At 63.7% G+C, this 16,202-nt stretch carries 15 protein-coding genes and 1 tRNA gene; 2 read left to right on the top strand and 14 right to left on the bottom strand.

Annotation, left to right across the window (positions count from 1 at the left end):
• Positions 1-52: 52 nt before the first annotated feature.
• The 7 genes from CSQ91_RS02420 to CSQ91_RS02390 form a co-directional block, all read right to left on the bottom strand.
• Positions 53-1,078 carry an RNA methyltransferase gene (locus tag CSQ91_RS02420; protein ID WP_099387272.1) on the bottom strand — a complete coding sequence of 342 codons (1,026 nt, stop codon included), beginning with the start codon at positions 1,076-1,078 and terminating at the stop codon, positions 53-55.
• A 67-nt stretch (positions 1,079-1,145) separates the two neighbouring features.
• Positions 1,146-1,487, bottom strand: a complete 342-nt coding sequence (locus tag CSQ91_RS02415; protein WP_034784061.1) for a zinc ribbon domain-containing protein YjdM — start codon at positions 1,485-1,487, stop codon at positions 1,146-1,148.
• Positions 1,488-1,578: 91 nt separating this feature from the next.
• Positions 1,579-2,538: a CDF family Co(II)/Ni(II) efflux transporter DmeF gene (dmeF, locus tag CSQ91_RS02410; protein ID WP_099387271.1), complete on the bottom strand. Its 960-nt coding sequence runs from the start codon at positions 2,536-2,538 to the stop codon at positions 1,579-1,581.
• Between the two features lie 10 nt (positions 2,539-2,548).
• On the bottom strand, positions 2,549-2,824 hold the full coding sequence (locus CSQ91_RS02405) for a metal/formaldehyde-sensitive transcriptional repressor (RefSeq protein WP_034784058.1): 276 nt from the start codon (positions 2,822-2,824) through the stop codon (positions 2,549-2,551).
• 123 nt (positions 2,825-2,947) lie between these two features.
• Entirely contained in the window at positions 2,948-3,784 is an 837-nt protein-coding gene (locus CSQ91_RS02400) for a TlpA disulfide reductase family protein (RefSeq protein WP_099388542.1), read from the bottom strand.
• Between the two features lie 58 nt (positions 3,785-3,842).
• The gene (locus tag CSQ91_RS02395) at positions 3,843-4,382 is read right to left on the bottom strand and encodes a DUF2325 domain-containing protein (RefSeq protein WP_257217318.1); all 540 of its coding nucleotides are present in this window, start codon (positions 4,380-4,382) and stop codon (positions 3,843-3,845) included.
• 274 nt (positions 4,383-4,656) lie between these two features.
• Positions 4,657-5,274, bottom strand: coding sequence for a hypothetical protein (locus CSQ91_RS02390; RefSeq protein WP_143450928.1), 618 nt, complete (start codon positions 5,272-5,274; stop codon positions 4,657-4,659).
• A gap of 247 nt (positions 5,275-5,521) precedes the next feature.
• Here CSQ91_RS02390 and CSQ91_RS02385 point away from each other — a divergent pair, with 247 nt between their 5' ends.
• Together CSQ91_RS02385 and CSQ91_RS02380 are read left to right on the top strand one after the other, a co-directional pair.
• The gene (locus CSQ91_RS02385) at positions 5,522-6,352 is read left to right on the top strand and encodes a PoNe immunity protein domain-containing protein (RefSeq protein ID WP_180278322.1); all 831 of its coding nucleotides are present in this window, start codon (positions 5,522-5,524) and stop codon (positions 6,350-6,352) included.
• The gene (locus tag CSQ91_RS02380; RefSeq protein WP_099387268.1) at positions 6,349-6,660 is read left to right on the top strand and encodes a hypothetical protein; all 312 of its coding nucleotides are present in this window, start codon (positions 6,349-6,351) and stop codon (positions 6,658-6,660) included. Before CSQ91_RS02385 ends, CSQ91_RS02380 begins: the two co-directional genes overlap by 4 nt.
• A 7-nt stretch (positions 6,661-6,667) precedes the next feature.
• Here CSQ91_RS02380 and CSQ91_RS02375 read toward each other — a convergent pair whose 3' ends face one another.
• From CSQ91_RS02375 to CSQ91_RS02345, 7 genes are all read right to left on the bottom strand, one after another.
• Positions 6,668-7,816, bottom strand: coding sequence for an FAD-dependent oxidoreductase (locus CSQ91_RS02375; protein WP_143450926.1), 1,149 nt, complete (start codon positions 7,814-7,816; stop codon positions 6,668-6,670).
• On the bottom strand, positions 7,816-10,002 hold the full coding sequence (locus tag CSQ91_RS02370; protein WP_099387266.1) for a LodA/GoxA family CTQ-dependent oxidase: 2,187 nt from the start codon (positions 10,000-10,002) through the stop codon (positions 7,816-7,818). Before CSQ91_RS02370 ends, CSQ91_RS02375 begins: the two co-directional genes overlap by 1 nt.
• Positions 10,003-10,049: 47 nt before the next feature.
• Positions 10,050-10,409: a hypothetical protein gene (locus tag CSQ91_RS02365; RefSeq protein ID WP_099387265.1), complete on the bottom strand. Its 360-nt coding sequence runs from the start codon at positions 10,407-10,409 to the stop codon at positions 10,050-10,052.
• The gene (locus tag CSQ91_RS02360; RefSeq protein WP_180278321.1) at positions 10,406-12,100 is read right to left on the bottom strand and encodes a tyrosinase family protein; all 1,695 of its coding nucleotides are present in this window, start codon (positions 12,098-12,100) and stop codon (positions 10,406-10,408) included. Before CSQ91_RS02360 ends, CSQ91_RS02365 begins: the two co-directional genes overlap by 4 nt.
• A 76-nt stretch (positions 12,101-12,176) precedes the next feature.
• Positions 12,177-14,228, bottom strand: coding sequence for a multicopper oxidase family protein (locus CSQ91_RS02355; RefSeq protein ID WP_180278320.1), 2,052 nt, complete (start codon positions 14,226-14,228; stop codon positions 12,177-12,179).
• 370 nt (positions 14,229-14,598) lie between these two features.
• Positions 14,599-14,691 (bottom strand) — tRNA-Ser (locus CSQ91_RS02350).
• A 110-nt stretch (positions 14,692-14,801) separates the two neighbouring features.
• Positions 14,802-16,049 (bottom strand): aspartate kinase, encoded by a 1,248-nt coding sequence (locus CSQ91_RS02345; RefSeq protein ID WP_034784049.1) that lies wholly within the window; start codon positions 16,047-16,049, stop codon positions 14,802-14,804.
• Positions 16,050-16,202: the final 153 nt, after the last annotated feature.

Here is a 16,202-nt window from a genome sequence, read left to right as displayed (position 1 = left end):
ACATCATTGTTGGCCTGGCCGTGTCGGATTACGCGGTTCCCGCTAATCCGACCTACGCCGTGCGGATGGGAATGACCTTGCCCTTCGCTTCACGCGCCCTTAACTGTCCGCAGCCGCCCTCCACGTCCTGCCCGGCCGAATCGCGCAATTTGGTCAGCACGCCGCGCGCGTGCAGGCCGGCGGCAATGGCGCGCGCCTTTTCCCAGCTGGGGCGCTTGAACGGCAAGTCGTCGATGGTGTTATACGGGATCATGTTCAGCACCGCATATTTCCCCTGCAGGAGCGCGACGATGCCGTCCATCTCATCCGGGCCATCGTTGACCCCTTCCATCAGGGTCCACTGGTACTGCACCGGGTAGCCGGTCAGGCGCGCATACGACTCGCCGAAGTCCACCAGTTCGCGCGGCGACAGCCTGGGCGCGCGCGGCAGCAACTGTTCGCGCAGCTCCGGCTTGGTGGTGTGCAGCGACAGGGCCAGCGCCGGCTTGACGCGCCCTTGCGGCAGGCGCTCGAAGGCGCGCGGGTCGCCCACGGTGGAAAACACGAGGTTCTTGTGGCCGATATTGCCCTCGGTGCCCAGCAGCTCGATCGCTTCCATCACATTGTTCAGGTTATGCGCCGGCTCGCCCATGCCCATGAAGACGACTTTTTTCACGGGGCGCAGGGTGCGCGCCAGCACCACCTGCGCGACAATTTCTCCGCTGCTCACTTGCCGTATCAAGCCATCGCGGCCCGTCATGCAGAACTGGCAGCCGACGGCGCAACCGACCTGGCTGGACACGCACAGGCCGTCGCGCGGCAGCAGCACGCTTTCCACCGTCTGGCCATCGTGCAGTCCCACCAGCAGGCGCGCCGAACCGTCAGCGCCCGGATGGGTGCTGAGCAATTTCAGCATGCCCTGCAGCTCGAGATCGAGCGCAGGCAAGGCCTCGCGCACGGGCAGCGGCAAAAAATCCTCGGCGCGGCGCCGGCCCTGGTCGTGCGGCTGGCCCTGTATCCAGTCGCGCAGCACGCGCTGTTCATGCAGGGGCTTGGCGCCCAGGGCGCGCAGGCGCTGGCGGAGATGGTCGATTTGCATGGCGTCTGAAATAAAAAACGGCGCGCCGGCAGGAATGCGAGGCGCGCCGCGGATGGCAAGGAGGAGCTTAGACTTTTTTCACGAACTCGGTTTTCAGGCTCATGGAACCGAAGCCGTCGATCTTGCAGTCGATATCGTGATCGCTGTCGACCAGGCGGATGTTCTTGACCTTGGTGCCCATCTTGACGACACCGCCGCCGCCCTTCAGTTTCAAGTCCTTGATGACGCTGACCGTGTCACCGTCCTGCAGGATATTGCCGGCCGCATCGCGGTACACGCGAGCGCCCTCTTCCGCCGCTTCGCCAGCCGTGGCCGACCATTCATGCGCGCATTCAGGGCAGATCAACTGGCTGCCATCTTCGTACGTGAATTCGGACTTGCATTGCGGGCATGGTGGTAATGTGCTCATTTTATTCTCTGTCTGGTGAACAGCGCGTGCTGTAAAAGCCGACAGTATAGTGCCTACGCCCCGCATCAGCGCGCTTTTTTCGCCATCATTGTCAAGGACGGCGAATAATCTCGATGGTGCTGTGGACAATTTCCTCGTGGATGCCGATGCGCGCGCGCAGCTCGGCGCCTGTCAGCGCGGGATCGCGGCTGACGACGGACAAGGCGCACGAATACAGCTGCTTGCCGACCCGCCACACGTGCAGGTCGACGATGCGCGGCGTGTCGCCGGCGCTTTCCACTTCCACCGCCTCGCGGATTTCATCCACCACCGGATGGTCCATTTCGCGGTCCAGCAAGACCTTGCCCGTCTCCTGCATCAGTTTTTTCGCCCACAGCGCCACCAGCACGGCGCCCGCGATACCCATCACGGGATCGAGCCAGCGCCAGCCGTAAGCCCACGCGCCGCCCAGCGCAAGGATGGCCAGCACGGACGTGGCGGCGTCGGCCAGCACGTGGATGTAGGCGGCCTTCATGTTCAGGTCTTCGCCATGGTGGTGACCGTGATGGTCATGCTCGTCGTGACCGTGACCATGGTGATGGTCATGGTGCCCGCCGAGGATCAGCGCGCACACGAGGTTGACCACCAGGCCGAAAGCCGCCACGGCCATCGCCTGCGGATAGTGGATGGGCTGCGGCGAGAACAGGCGTTCGACGGAAGCGGCCACCATCAGCACGGCCACGCCCAGCAGCAGGATGGCGCTGGTGTAGCCGGCCAGCACCTCGATCTTCCACGTGCCGAAGGCAAAGCGCGGGTCGCGCGCATAGCGGCGCGCGGCCGCATACGCAAACGCGGCCAGGCCGATGGCCAGCGCGTGCGAACTCATATGCCAGCCATCGGCCAGCAAGGCCATGGAGTTGTACCACCAGCCGGCGAGGATTTCCAGCGCCATGGTGGCCAGGGTGATCCACATGACGATGCGCGCGCGGCGTTCGGCCCTGCCATTGCTGCTGTCAAAAACGTGTTCGTGCTGCCAGGCGGAGAGGTCTTCGCCGAGGGATTGCGCTTTCATGGCATTCTCCTTATTTGAGGTAGGTGCGCAGGATGCCCGCGATGTCGTCGGCGCCCCTGGCCCGTTCGTCGCCGGAGATATCGGGACTGGCCACATGCTCGCGCAAGTGCTCTTCGATCACTTCGGCCATCAAGCCGTTCACGGCGCCGCGCACGGCGGCGATCAGCTGCAGCACTTCGCCGCAGTCGCGCCCCTCTTCCAGGCCCCGCTCCAGGCCCTCCACCTGGCCGCGGATGCGCTTGACGCGATTAAGCAACTTGGTCTTGTTGTGCGCCGTGTGTCCCATGATTTCACCTCGATAAATACTATAGGGGGGTATACTATCAGAAACCGCTACGGCAATGGCCAGGCGCAAAAAAGCCGCGCATCGCGCGAACGATGGCGGCTCCGTCAAGAAGGCGTGTCCGCGTCAGGGCGCGGGGGCGATCTTCTGCAGCTTGCTGGCCAGCGAGGCATCGGATAATTCGCCCAGGTGCGTATCGACCAGTCGCCCCTGCGCATCATAAAACAGGGTGGTGGGCAGGGCCGAGGAGCCGGCCGCCTTGCCCAGCGCCGCCTCGCTGTCGAGCACCACATTGCGCAGGGTTACACCGCTCCGGTCCAGGAAAGCGCTGGCCGCCGCCGCATCCTCGCGCTGGTTCGCATACACGAAGACGATATCGGCGCGCGCCTGCTGCGCGGCAGCCAGCACGGGCATCTCGCGCCGGCATGGCGGACACCAGCTGGCCCACAGGTTGACCACCATGGGCTTGCCGCCGGCCAACGCCGCCAGGGTCACCGGCGCGCCACCGATAGCCCGCAGCGCCACGGCCGGCAAGGCCGCCGGCTTGTCGTAGGCCAGCGAGATCCCTGCACTCAGCACGCCCCAGGCCAGCGCGCCGGACGCGACGCTGATGACCAGGGGACGGCGCATGGCCGCCATGGCGGGGCGCCGGCAGCGCCACGCGGCGATGGCCAGGGCAGCCGCGATGCCGGCCGGCGCCATGAAACCGCCATCGCGGATATTGATGATGGACCAGGGCGCCGCCGAGGGGGAGCTGAAATACTGCTCATGCCAGCGCAAGACGAATGCCAGCCGCGCCGCCAGCAGGCCGGCAATCAGCATGTCGGAAACGAGGGGGCCGGCATCCGGCAGCTGGCGATAGCGCCGCAGCCAGCCCGCCACGCCGTAGGCGACGCACAGGAAAACGAACAGCAGGACGAGGCCCGTGGGCAGGGCCAGGGGACCGATTTGCAGGGACAGCATGGGCGCTTTCAGGAACGTCGGGGGACGGCCATTGTGGCCCATGCGGATTAAGCGGGTGTTAAGAAGCGGCCAGCGCTTCCTTGCGCACGAAATGCATGGCTTGCGGCTGGTCGACCAGCACGCACTGCTTGCCCGTGCGCTTGCAGTGGTCATGCACGCGCCAGTAGGCGTCGTGGCTGACGCAGCCCGTCTGGCAAATCACCAGGTCGGCCGCCACCAGGCCCGCTTCCAGCGCCGCCGCATCGTCGGCGCCATCATCGCCGCCCGCGTGATGCAGGAAGCGCCCGCCGGCCTGCTCGATGACTAGTTGCGCCGCGTTGGCGCCACCCGCATCCTGGCCCGGCTCCAGACTTGAATAGTGGCCCACATATAGCACGGCCTTTTCGCGCACGTCGGCCTGCAAGGCGGGCGACGGCACCCACTGCAGGCGCAGCAATTCACGCATCAGGTCCTGCACGCGCTCACCGAGCCACTCGACCTTGCGCGCCAGCCGTGCCCGCGTGGGCAGGCCCGGTGCCGCAGCCGCCAGTTCGGCCAACTCGTCGCGCGCCAGCGCCAGCTTCGTATCGCGGATCACCACCTGCGCCCGCGCGCGCATCAATTCCGATTCCAGCTGCGCGATGCGCGCTGCCTGCGCGGCCAGCTGCGCACTGCAGCGGGCCTGCGCCCGCCCATACTCGCCCATCAGCACGCGATGCTCATGCGCGATCAAATCCTCATTGCCGTACATACTGCCCATCATGCCCTCCCTCACCATGCATGGCGCCATGGCGCCGGCCCATCGCCACCCCATTGAGTCGCATTATAAATGAGAATCATTATTATTTGTCTATGCGCGTGCGCGCAGTAGGGGTATCGGGTGGCCGCCAGCGTCACGCAGCCGGTGGACAAGACAGCAGGCGCTGCCATACGTCGTCCTGCACCTGCCGCACCTGCCGCAGGCCGTCAGGGCCATGATAGATTCCCAGCGTGTTCGGCCACGCCATATCGATGAACAACAACCGTGCCGGATCGATCAGCAGGGACTGCCCTACATAATGACCCCTGATCTCGCCCTTGTTGACGGTCAGCAGGCGCGCGCCGCCTGCAAGCGTCCGCTCGTCCAGCGCCACGCCGCTGCGCTCGGCCACATCGCGCAGCCAGCGTTCGCGCCAGCGCGCCTGCTCCTCGAACTGCCCCTCTGGAGGCCGGTCCAGCTTGACGACGGCCGCCACGGGACCGTCAATGCCCGCCTGCAGCGAAAAACCCATGCGTTGCTGCAGTTCGACCGTGTACGCCTCGCCCTTGACGTCGATCTGGTAGCGCCTCGTCCCGTCCTGCACCAGCAGGTCAGCCTGATGGTAGGAAGGTTTGACGCAATTGGCGTACTGATAGACGAGCACGTCAAGAAACGGCGGTACGACCGGCGTGGATGCCGCCATGGCGGGCGACAGGGCGCCACACAGGGCCGCGGCGGCCGCGCATTGCATCGCGCATTTCATCATACTCATGCTTGCTCCGGTTCATGTGGAAGACGATGGCAGCCGACAAATACCCAGGGCGCGCCATCTTGTCGCTCATAGTAGCTATTTTGTATATTTCTTTCTGGCACACGATTCAATTGAATCACGCTTGTTCGATCACTCTTTCTAAGGTGTAATCTTGCAAACAAATCATTGAGCTACCGTACCTTCACCATACCATTTGTATCCGGATGCGCTCCAGATGCGGATGCCCGGCCTGGAACAAGGAACAAGAATGCAAACGCTGGACGAACAGGATTTTCTGGCCAGGCGCAGGGAACCGCGGCTGTCATATGCCATCTACCTTGAAAGCAAGGAAAGCCAGGACGAGGGCTGCGACATGGTGGAAGCCGGCTTGCAACAGCCGGAAGAAGTGCTGCGAAATATTCCACCAGAAAACTTCATGACGGCTACGCGCCAGCGGGCCTGGGATGGGATCGACCAGCTCGCCCTCGCCTACAGCGCCGGCCACCCGTTCGACGAGTTGCGCGCGTCGTATCCCACGATACTCGGCTACTGGCTGGCGTTTGCCCGGTATGACATGATATTTGACGCTCAGGCCAGCGAAGCCGAACAGGGATTTCCCCACTTCGCCCTGCCCGGCGACGCGTATGAACAAGTCAACCGCATGGTCTGCCTCGGCATTCTGCTCGGCTGGGGCAGTTTGCTGCCCAAGCTGGCGCCGATCATCGATTTCAACAACCATGAAAAGGATGGCTTGCTGGAACGGCTGCTGGCCTGCTTCGTCGCCGGCAGGGATAGCGCCTGGCCCGCATGCACGCGCCACCTGCCCTACATCAACACACTCAAGATATTCGCGGCAGAAAAAGATGCGCGTCCCACGCTGATGCAGGAGTACCTGCGGCAATGGTATGACGCCAGCCGCCGCGAGCCCTATTACGACAGCCACCGGCGCGATACGTCGTTCTGGGGCTACTGGTCGTGGGAAGCGGCCGCCATCACCAGCGTGCTCGGCATCGACGACAGCAGCTATCGCGACGCTCCCTTCTATCCGGCCGACCTGGCGGCATTCTGCCGGATACAAGGGATCGGCCCCTGCGCATGAAAGCCGTCGCCGCCATCGCCGCCGTCACCGTGGTTGCAGGACTCTACTTCGCCCTGCCCGCGCTGTCGCGTGCCGCCGAGCGCAAGGCGCGCCTGACTGGGGAACTGGCGCGGCAAAAACGCTTTTTGAAAGATATGTACAGGCTGCAGGACGAGACCGCCGGGGAATCTGCCGACGGGGCATATCAACTGCGCTACCTGATTGACGAGTACGAAAAATCCATCACCTATCTGGAAACGTTTTCCGCATGCAGCGGCACCCTGGCGGCGTGCGACCAGCAAGCCACTGCAGCGGCCCGCGCGCCATGACGGTTGTTCAGGCCGCCACCTGCGCGCCGGCATGCAAGCGGCGCCAGAACGGCGCAGCGGGCCAGCGCTGCTCCCAGCCGTAATACTGCTGGCGCTGCGCCAGGTACTGCGCATGGCGCTGCGCTACCGTGTGCGCCACCGCGCCCAGGGTGGCGTGGCCGGCGATGGCGCCAGCGGCCGCCATGCCGTTGGCCAGCGCCTTGACGATGCCTTGCGAGGTGACGGGATCGTAGGCCGAAGCGGCGTCGCCGATGGCCAGCCAGCCGTCGCCATGCAATTGGTCGAGGCAGTAGGACGGCGCGGGAAAACTCTGCACGCCGCCTGCCAGCGGCACCGCGCCGCGGGCCAGCGCGGCCGTGTTGGGCGCAGCCGCCAGCCATGCCAGCCAGTGTCCGGCAAGCTGCAGGCGCCGCGCCTTGACGGTGGCCGCATCGCTGTAGAACGCCAGCAGCAAGGTGGCGTCGGGCAGGTGGGCGCCATACCACCAGCCATGTTCGACGGCTTCCAGGTGCGTCAGGCCGGAACGGGAGCCATCGGGCGCCGCGAAGCGCATGGCCAGGCAGACCAGCGGCAGCGTTTCCACCTTGCGGCTGCCGCGCTGGCGCGCGAAGACGGCGCGCGTGCCGCTGGCGTCGACCACCAGGTCGGCATGGATGCTGGCCAGGCGCGGGTGCGCCGGATCGCCCAGCATCAATTCCAGGGCAAAGCCGCCGCCTTGCGCCGGGGCCGACGCGGCCAGGCTGGCGCGCAGCAGCACTTCCGCCCCGCGCAGGCGCGCCTGGCGCGCCAGGAAGCCATTGAAGCGCGACCGCTCCAGGTGCCAGCCGTGGCCCAGCGGATGCAGCAGCGCGTCGTTGTAGCCGCGCTTGGCGCTGCCCCACCAGGAACAGCTGCCATGGCAAGGCGCATGCGCTTCGGCGAAAAATTCCTGCGCAATGTCCAGCGCCTGGAACAGGCGGTTGGCTTCGGGCGGAATGCTCTCGCCGATGCGAAATTGCGCGTAGTCCCCCGCCTCGATCACGAGCACGTCGTGCACGCCATGCTGCGCCAGCGCCAGCGCGCAGGCGCAGCCGGCCGGGCCGCCGCCGATGATGGCGACCCGGTAGAGCTGCCGCGATGGCGCTACCGCGCCGGGACTGTCTGCAAACGCCGCCATCAGGGCTTCGGTTTCGGCTGCGGCTTCGGCCGGTACACCTTGTCGATGGCCGTGTTGCGCCAATACTCGACCAGGTTGCTTTCATCGCTGTCGAACAGGCTCTCGACTTCCAGGTAGTAATCCTTGCAGATGGCCTTTTCGCCCGCCTTGCGCGCAATCGCCGTGCTTTGCACGACCACGCCGATGCGGTGCCAGTTCAGCAGGAACTGCGCGCGGTCCTGGTAACGGCCCACATGCATGGCGGGCCGGTCGATTTCCGCATTTTCCGGGGTGGTCGACGGCACCCCATCGGCCCGCGTGCCTTTGCCGCGCACGGAGTAGCGCGGCGTCGCCAATTCGCCGCCGTTGGCGACGACGTCGTCGTACGTGTACACGGCCACGGGCCGCTGCGCCGGCCAGGAGGAATACAGCAAGGTATTGTAGCCATTGCCCTTGATCGCCGTGGCCGCATCGATCGCCTGCTGGTTATTGCGCACCGTGCCGCCGGGATTCGGATCCGGCAGATGCGTGGCGCACGAGTTGTAATCGGTATGCCACGGCAAGGCCATGAACTTCGACACGTCGCCGGGCTGCACTTCGCCGCCGCGCAGCGGCATATAGCCGGCGCCGAGGAAAGGCTGGTCCCTGACAGCGGCCGGGTAATCGAGATGCTGTGCATTGATGCGGAACGGGCCGCCGCCATCATGGCGCCGCCACGCCTGCCGGTACAGGCCGGGGTCGCGCACGATAAAACCCATCTCGATGCCGGGGCTGTAGCGGCCGCCCAGGCAGTTGAACAGGACGGTACGGTCTAGCGCTTCGCCCGCGCCCAGCAGGAAATCGCCGCTGTCGGCCACATACCGGCCATGCGCCCATTGATCCATGAAAAAATACTGGGCACGGGTCAGGGTCAGCAGGCTGCTGCCCGCATCGCCCAGCGACAGCGGCATTTGCGGCTTCAGCGACGGCGCGCCCGTCTGGTCGGGATGGCGGATGAAATTCATGATCGGGTAGGTCAGGCCTGCCGCCTTCATCTTGCCCAGCGAGTCGTGCTCCTTGATCGCCCTGGGCGGCAAGCTGGTCGTCCAGCGCTGCAGCGAGGCCGCGCGCAGGATGGGCTGGACATCGGTGCTGAAGTTGCTCCGGTAGCCCGTCTGGTAGCTGCCATCCGCATACACGGCGGGCCGCAGCGCCATTTTTTCCAGCCAGGTGCAATACAGGTCGTCCCACAGCGACACGACGTTCGCCGTTTGCGGCGCATACGACGGGTCGCTCGATATCACCCAGGCGCTGCCCTCGACGCTGCGCGCCGTGCCGTCGGCGAAGAGCAGCATGGCCGTGACGGGGCCATCGGCCACGTCATCGAACCAGTTGTCGTTGTTGACATTGTCGTGCAGGACGGCGGCGGCCGAGTAATTGCCTTGCGCGTCGAAGCCACATGCCTTGCCATAGCCGCCCAGCACCAGCAATCTGCCATTCTTTTCCGTCGTGATGGCGCCCAGCGACGCGATGATGGCGCCAGGGCCCTGCGCCGGCGCGCCAGGCTGGCCACCGCGCGGGAACGACACGGGATAGTCGGGCAGGTTGCGCACGGCGCCGCTGGCCGCCTCCGCGCACGACGGCGGCGTGGTGGCGTCGAATTGCTGCACCGACTGGCGCGAGGCTTGCACGCTGCGCGGTCCGGGGTCGATGACCAGCAGCTTCAGCCGCAGCGGGTCGGCCGGCGTGCCGAAGTGCGGCGAGCCCGGCTCGCCAAAGGCCGGATTGCGCAGGGCTGGCGCGCCATTGTTTTGGAAGGGCGCCACGCCGTCCCCGCCCTCCCAGCTATTGGCTTTCTTGTTGGCCAGGTGCACGGTCCAGACGATATCCTTGACGATCTTGCCGTCGACCATGCTGCCGATGGCCACTTCGGCCGCCGCGCCCCGCCTGCCCAGCGGATAGGTTTCCACGCCGTCCGCCGCGTCGAACGCATACTGGTAAATGCGGAAGCGGGCCGCCTGCCGCTTGAGCTTTCCGCTGGCGTCGCGCAATTCGGTGCTGGCGATTACCGTGTCTTCCGTGCCGGGCCGGATCGGCAAGCCGCCCGTGCCATCCTGGCCATCGAGCGGCATGCCGGCCAGGCTTTCCGGGCCCAGATAGTATTCTTCGCTGTTGCCGACGCGGGCGATGCCGATGGCCGGGTGAATTCTCAAACCTGTGTATGCCATGCTGAACTCCTGATCATCAAGGGTGTCTGTGCCGGTTGGCCAACGCATCACGGCTGCATGCCGTCCCTGACCCACTGGTCGTAGATATCGATGCCCTCCTGCGGCATCGGGCCGTCGGGCGGCATCGGGTGCGGTGCGGACTTGACATACTCGCCTTCCCGCCCTCCCGGCGCGCGCAAGCGGTGCCCGGCCTCCACCAGCCATTTTTCCTTGCGGCTGTCATAGTCGTAACCGTGGATGGCCACCTGAATCTGCCACGCAAACGCCTTCACGCTTGCATAGTCGTTCAGATACAGCCGCTGCACGCCCGTCGAATCGGGATTCGACAGCTTGACCTTGTTCATGTCGGCCACATAGCGGGAAAACAGGCCCTGCACATCGCGCTTGAAGCTGGTTAGTTCGCTCATGGCTTGCTCTCCTCATACGTGGGTTCGGCAGGTTTGCGCCGGTCGACAAGCTGGATCACGGGCGTGGAAAAATCGCCTTGCCGTATCAGGCCGCGGCCCTTGTCATTGGTGGTGATGGCCGCCGTGATGCGCCAGGCCTGCCTGCGCTTTTTGGGAACCAGGCTGTCGACGATGCCGGTGATATCCGTTTCGATGACATACTTGTCATGCTGGTGATGGCCGGACAAGGCCCAGTGGCTGGTGCTGGTCACCAGGTAGCGGTCGCGGAACGACTTGTCGCCGATGCGCGCGGCCACGTTGGCCGGATACAGGTAGATATCGGCCTGAAAACTGTAGTCTTCGTCCGCATGGGCGCGGTCCAGCACCATGTTGGCCCGCTTGTCGCTGGCGACCCGCCGCGCCGGGATCTTGTAGGCCCCCGTGACGGTCAGGTCTGGCCTGGCAACCGCGCCATCGGCCGCATCGTCGCTGAGCAGAGCGGCGAACAGGCTTTTCTGGTTGTCGCCAAACACGAAACCCGCCTGCTGGTGCCGGTCGATCAGGGCCTGGATATCCTTCCTGCGGGCAAACTCGCCGCCATAGCGCGGCTGGAAGCCATAGCCCTGCCGGATCGTGTCGAAGTACAGGTTCGCCTGGCCCATGTTGGCCGTGTAGTCGCCCGAATCACCGCGCTGGGCATCGCCGCTGCCTGCGCTCCAGCCGACGGGCCGGGGCAGGCTGGCGTCCTGCTCGCTGCGCATGAACGCCGTGCGCCCGCTGCCGCGTATGCCGGCATCGCCATGCTCGTCGAGCCACTTCTCGAAACTGTAGTCGAGGAAATTATGGAAGGCATAAAACAGCGGATCGAGGCCGGCCGTGACGTTATCGCCCATGTTGCCGCCCATATAGGTCGCGTGCATGTGATTATGGATTTTTGTTTCCAGGTTGCCGCCGCCCAGGCTGCCGTATTCGTCGCCGCCGAAATCGGCCCAATCCATGTAGTAGATCTGGTAGGCCAGCAAGTTGGGCGAAGCCGTGGCCAACGAGCTGTCGAGCCCCTCCCTCTTGCGCGTGGCGTCGTACAGCGGCGAATCGACGTCCTCGAAGGCTTTCGGATAGCGCACGCCGGAAGGCTTGCGGGTGAAGTTCCAGTACGGCAGCGCGACATTGCGCGTGCTGGGTCCCCGCTCGCCGTTCGGGTCGGCGGCCTGCAAGGCTTGCTCATAGAAATACAGCTGCGCCCGGTGCCATTGCAGGAAGGTGTTTTTCTGGTGTTCGCACTCGCCGGGGAATTCCTCATGGGCATTGTCCTCGGTCGCCACCTTGTCGAGAAAATAGGCAATGTCGCAGCTGTTGCGCGTCGGATCGCCCAGCAACTGCTTCAGCTTGTCGCCTGGCAAGGCCGCCTGGCGGTCATTGAAGACGTCGACGGAAGTGCAGTTATGCACCCACGCCTGCCACAGGAAGCCGCGCCGGTCGTACACGTTTTCCTGGCTCTTGCGTTTCATTTCGCTCACCGCATGCTTGAAGGCATCAAGCTCGGCCGGGGTCAGTTCATCGATATTCTTGCGGTAGCGCACGACGCGCGCGCCGCCCGGCTCCGCCTGGGCCAGCAGTTCCGGGCGGCAAGATACGGCCGCCTGCGCTTGCGCCCCGCTACAGACGCCCGCGCACAGCAGGCCGGCCAGGATGGGAAGGAGTGAAGTTTTCATGCGTAACATGGGCAGTTGCTCCAGAAGCAGGTTGGGAGGGGCGGAAGCGCGCCGGGCGCGCTCCCGCCAGGAACGGTCAGTGTCCGTGCCCGTGCCCGCCCATGTCGCCGCCACCCTTGCCATCCGGCAGAACCACCTTGACGTTCTGCATCATGCCCTGGTCTTCATGCTCGAGAATGTGGCAATGCAGCACGTACTCGCCGATGTAGCGCTGGTAACGCGTGGCGATCTCGATCTTGTGGTTGGGGATCACCAGCAAGGTGTCTTTCCACGTGCCGAGCAAATCCTTGTATTGCGCATCGACCGCGCCGCCGTCGGTGCGGGTAATGCCGATGATCTGGAAGGGGTTGACGTGGATATGGAAGGGGTGGCTGCCATTCTTCGACGCCAGCTCCCAGATCTGCTCGGTGCCCAGCACCAGCGTGTGGTCGACGCGGTGCGGATCATAGACATTCTTCAGCTCGGGTACCGGCGAGTCTTCCGGCTTGCCTTCCACCATGAAGCGGGTCTTGCCGTCCAACTTGGCAATATTGAAGGTCGCATACTCCTTCTTCTTGCCGCGCATCGCGTCCTTTGCTTCTGCGCTGAAGCCCGCATGCGGGACGAACTTGGCCAGCTTGAGACCATTCTCCAGATCGCCGAGGATGGTGCCCTTGACGCTGTCGGGCAACTGCGCAACGGGCAGGCGCTTGACGGCATTGCGCAACTCGGCCAGCAGGAAATCGCGCGGCGACTCGCCCGCCCTGGCGCGCGCGGCAGCCTTGGCGCTGGTCTTGGCCGTGATCACGCTGATCAGGCGCGTGTTGTTGACGTCATGCATCGTCGTCATGTTATTGAGGTTGGTTTCCGCATACACGCAATATGCGCCGGCCTTCGGCAGCGAAAACAGGATGTCGCTGCGGTAGCCCGGCTGCAGGTAATTGAGGGTCTTGGGAATGATCCTGTCGTGCGTCAGGCCGTCGCTGGCCACTTCGAATTGCGTGACGTCCTCGCCATCGCACAATTCCATCACGTCCTTGTCCTGGTTGGCCACGCCGAGCGCCTGCAACAGCTTTTGCGGATCATTGGCACGGCGGATGCGCAGCACCACGGAAGCCTGGAAGCCCGTATCGATCAGGCGCCAGCGGTACAGGCGCTGCGTGTCCATCTTCATCACCGGCTGCACCTTGCCGTTGACGGAAGTATAGCGGCCCGACATCAGCCAGGCATCGGGATCCTTGACCTGCTTGAAATCCTCCAGCATGCCCACCGCCTCCTTGTCGCACGGCTTCAGCGGCGTCAGGCTGTTGCTGGGGCAGTCATAGGGAATTTGCTGCAGCAGCATCACTTCGCCGGCGCTGCCGCTGCCATCGTCGGGCTGGAATTGCTTCAGCACGACGTCGAGGTCGCCATTTGCCTTGTCGGTCGGATAGCGGTCGCCTTCGACCACCAGCGCGCCGGCCATGCCGCTGGCGACCTGCATCGCCGTCGCGCCATGCTGGTGCGGGTGATACCAGAACGTGCCGGCCGGATGGTCGATGGGAATATTGTATTCGTACTCGAAATCCACCTCAGGCTTGATCGATATCAGCACATTGTCGCTATTGCCCGAAGGCGAGACCCACAGGCCATGCGAGTGCAGATTGGTGTCGTTGAAGCAGCCCGGCGGACGCGGCGCATTGATATCGTCCGTAGCGCACTGCTCGGCCGGCAGCACCGGCAACTGGTTGTACAACCTGAAGCGCACGGTTTGCCCCGGCGCCATCACGACGGTGGGCGCCATGAAGGTGGCCGCATTCTCGTCGCGTCCATCGAGCGCCAGGCCGCTCGTCTGCTGGTAGGAGCGCAGGCGCACCTTGTCATGCTTGGCCGTGGTCGGGTTATAGATGCTGCCGTTGGCGTAGCGGATGTACAGGTCGTACGCTTTCTCGTACTCGTCGCGCTTGCTTGCCGCGCGGTTGGCGGGCCTGGCGCGCGCCTTCAGTTTCGGCGGCTCCTGCAGCAGGCGCAGTTCGAGTTTGGGCACGGACTTCAGGTTCAGGTCGAGATTCATATTCACCGTGGTTTCCGCGGCGAAGGCGGCACCGCAGGCGAACGGCATGGCGGCCAGGCACAGCGACAGGCAGCTGCGGGGAAGGCGATTGGACATGACAACTCCTTGATTGGACTCGGCAATGGAAGCATGGCTGGGCATGCGTATTTTTTATTAGTAACATTGCTATTATGCATAATGACAAAGAGTCAATACTCACACTAAGTCACTTGTTGTTTTTATTGCTGAGGGGGGACGGGGGTAGGAATGGGGGTACTGATGGGAGCTGATGCAGAGGGGGCGCTTGCCGCCAGAGCCTGAGGTGAGGGGACGGCGTTGGCCGCTGCGCGGCCAACGTGCCGCGCGGAGCGCGGTGATTGGGCGATTCGGAGAGGGCTGGGCCGGCACGGCCCAGCCCTTCGAATCCCACCGTTCCGTCCAGACAAATAAAAAAGCCTCCCGCAGGGGAGGCTTTTTTATTTGATTCTGGCGGAGACGGTGGGATTCGAACCCACGATACAGGTATAAGCCGTATGCATCCTTAGCAGGGATGTGCCTTCGGCCACTCGGCCACGTCTCCTAGCTGATTACTCAACTATGTCTCTGTAGCTAACTGCGCTGCAGCGACGAACGTCATAATATCGATTGCCCCCCCTTTGGTCAAGGGCGTGGGGCAATATTTTTGGATATTTAAGCTTTTTCCAGCTCGAACGCTTTATGCAGCGCGCGCACGGCCAGTTCCATGTACTTTTCATCGATCAGCACGGAGATCTTGATCTCGGAAGTGGAGATCATCATGATGTTGATGCCCTCTTCCGACAAGGTGCGGAACATTTGCGATGCGACGCCAACATGGCTGCGCATGCCCACGCCGACGACGGACAGTTTCGACACTTTCGCGTCGCCCGTGATGCTGGCCGCGCCCAGCGATTCGCGGTTCGCTTCCAGCACGGCCAGCGCGCGCGCGTATTCGCCGCGCGAGACGGTGAAAGTGAAGTCCGTTTTACCGTCGACCGACTGATTCTGTATGATCATGTCGACTTCGATGTTCGCGTCCGCCACCGGTCCCAGGATGTGGTACGCCACGCCTGGGCGGTCGGGCACGCCGAGCACGGTGATTTTGGCTTCATCGCGGTTGAAGGCGATGCCGGAGATGACTGCTTGTTCCATGTTTGTATCTTCCTCAAACGAAATCAGGGTGCCTGAATTGGCTTCTATTTCCAGCGGCAACATCGGGTCGGTCAGCGACGACAGCACGCGCGTGGGAACGCGGTAGTTGCCGGCAAATTCCACCGAACGCGTTTGCAGCACTTTGGAACCCAGCGAAGCCAGTTCCAGCATTTCTTCAAAGGTGATGGTCTTCAGGCGGCGCGCCTCGGAGACCACGCGCGGGTCGGTCGTGTAGACGCCGTCGACGTCCGTGAAGATCAGGCATTCGGCCGCCTTCATGGCGGCGGCGATCGCCACGGCCGAGGTGTCGGAACCGCCGCGGCCCAGGGTCGCGATGTTGTCGTGTTCGTCGACGCCCTGGAAACCGGTAATGATGACAATCTTGCCCGCATCGAGGTCGCGTTTGACTTTTTCGTCATCGATCGACTGGATGCGTGCCTTGGTAAAGGCGGAATCGGTCTTGATCGCGACTTGCCAGCCAGCATAGGATACGGCTTGTTTGCCGATCGCCAGCAGTGCCATCGACAATAGGCCGACGGACACTTGTTCGCCTGTCGAGGCGATCATGTCAAGTTCACGGGGATCGGGTTGATCCATGATTTCCTTGGCCAGTCCAATCAGGCGGTTGGTTTCGCCCGACATGGCGGATGGCACCACCACGATTTGATGCCCAGCGTCGTGCCACTTGGCAACGCGCTTGGCGACATTCTTGATACGGTCAGTCGAGCCCATCGACGTACCGCCATATTTGTGGACGATTAAAGCCATAAGAGTGAAGTTTCCGCTCAAGAAGAATAAAAAAGGAGGGCTTTACTCTACATGCCGCAATGCAAAATAACAAGCTAAAAAGCGCATTAGCTCATACCGATTGCGCATATGGAAATAACCAATCCATACAGTCCAGCTGGCTTGAACAGCCGC

The sequence above is a fragment of the Janthinobacterium sp. BJB301 genome, from assembly GCF_002735685.1.
Lineage (GTDB): Bacteria > Pseudomonadota > Gammaproteobacteria > Burkholderiales > Burkholderiaceae_D > Janthinobacterium > Janthinobacterium lividum.
Note: the sequence above shows the minus strand (reverse complement) of the source record. Positions and strands in the feature narration are given on the sequence as shown.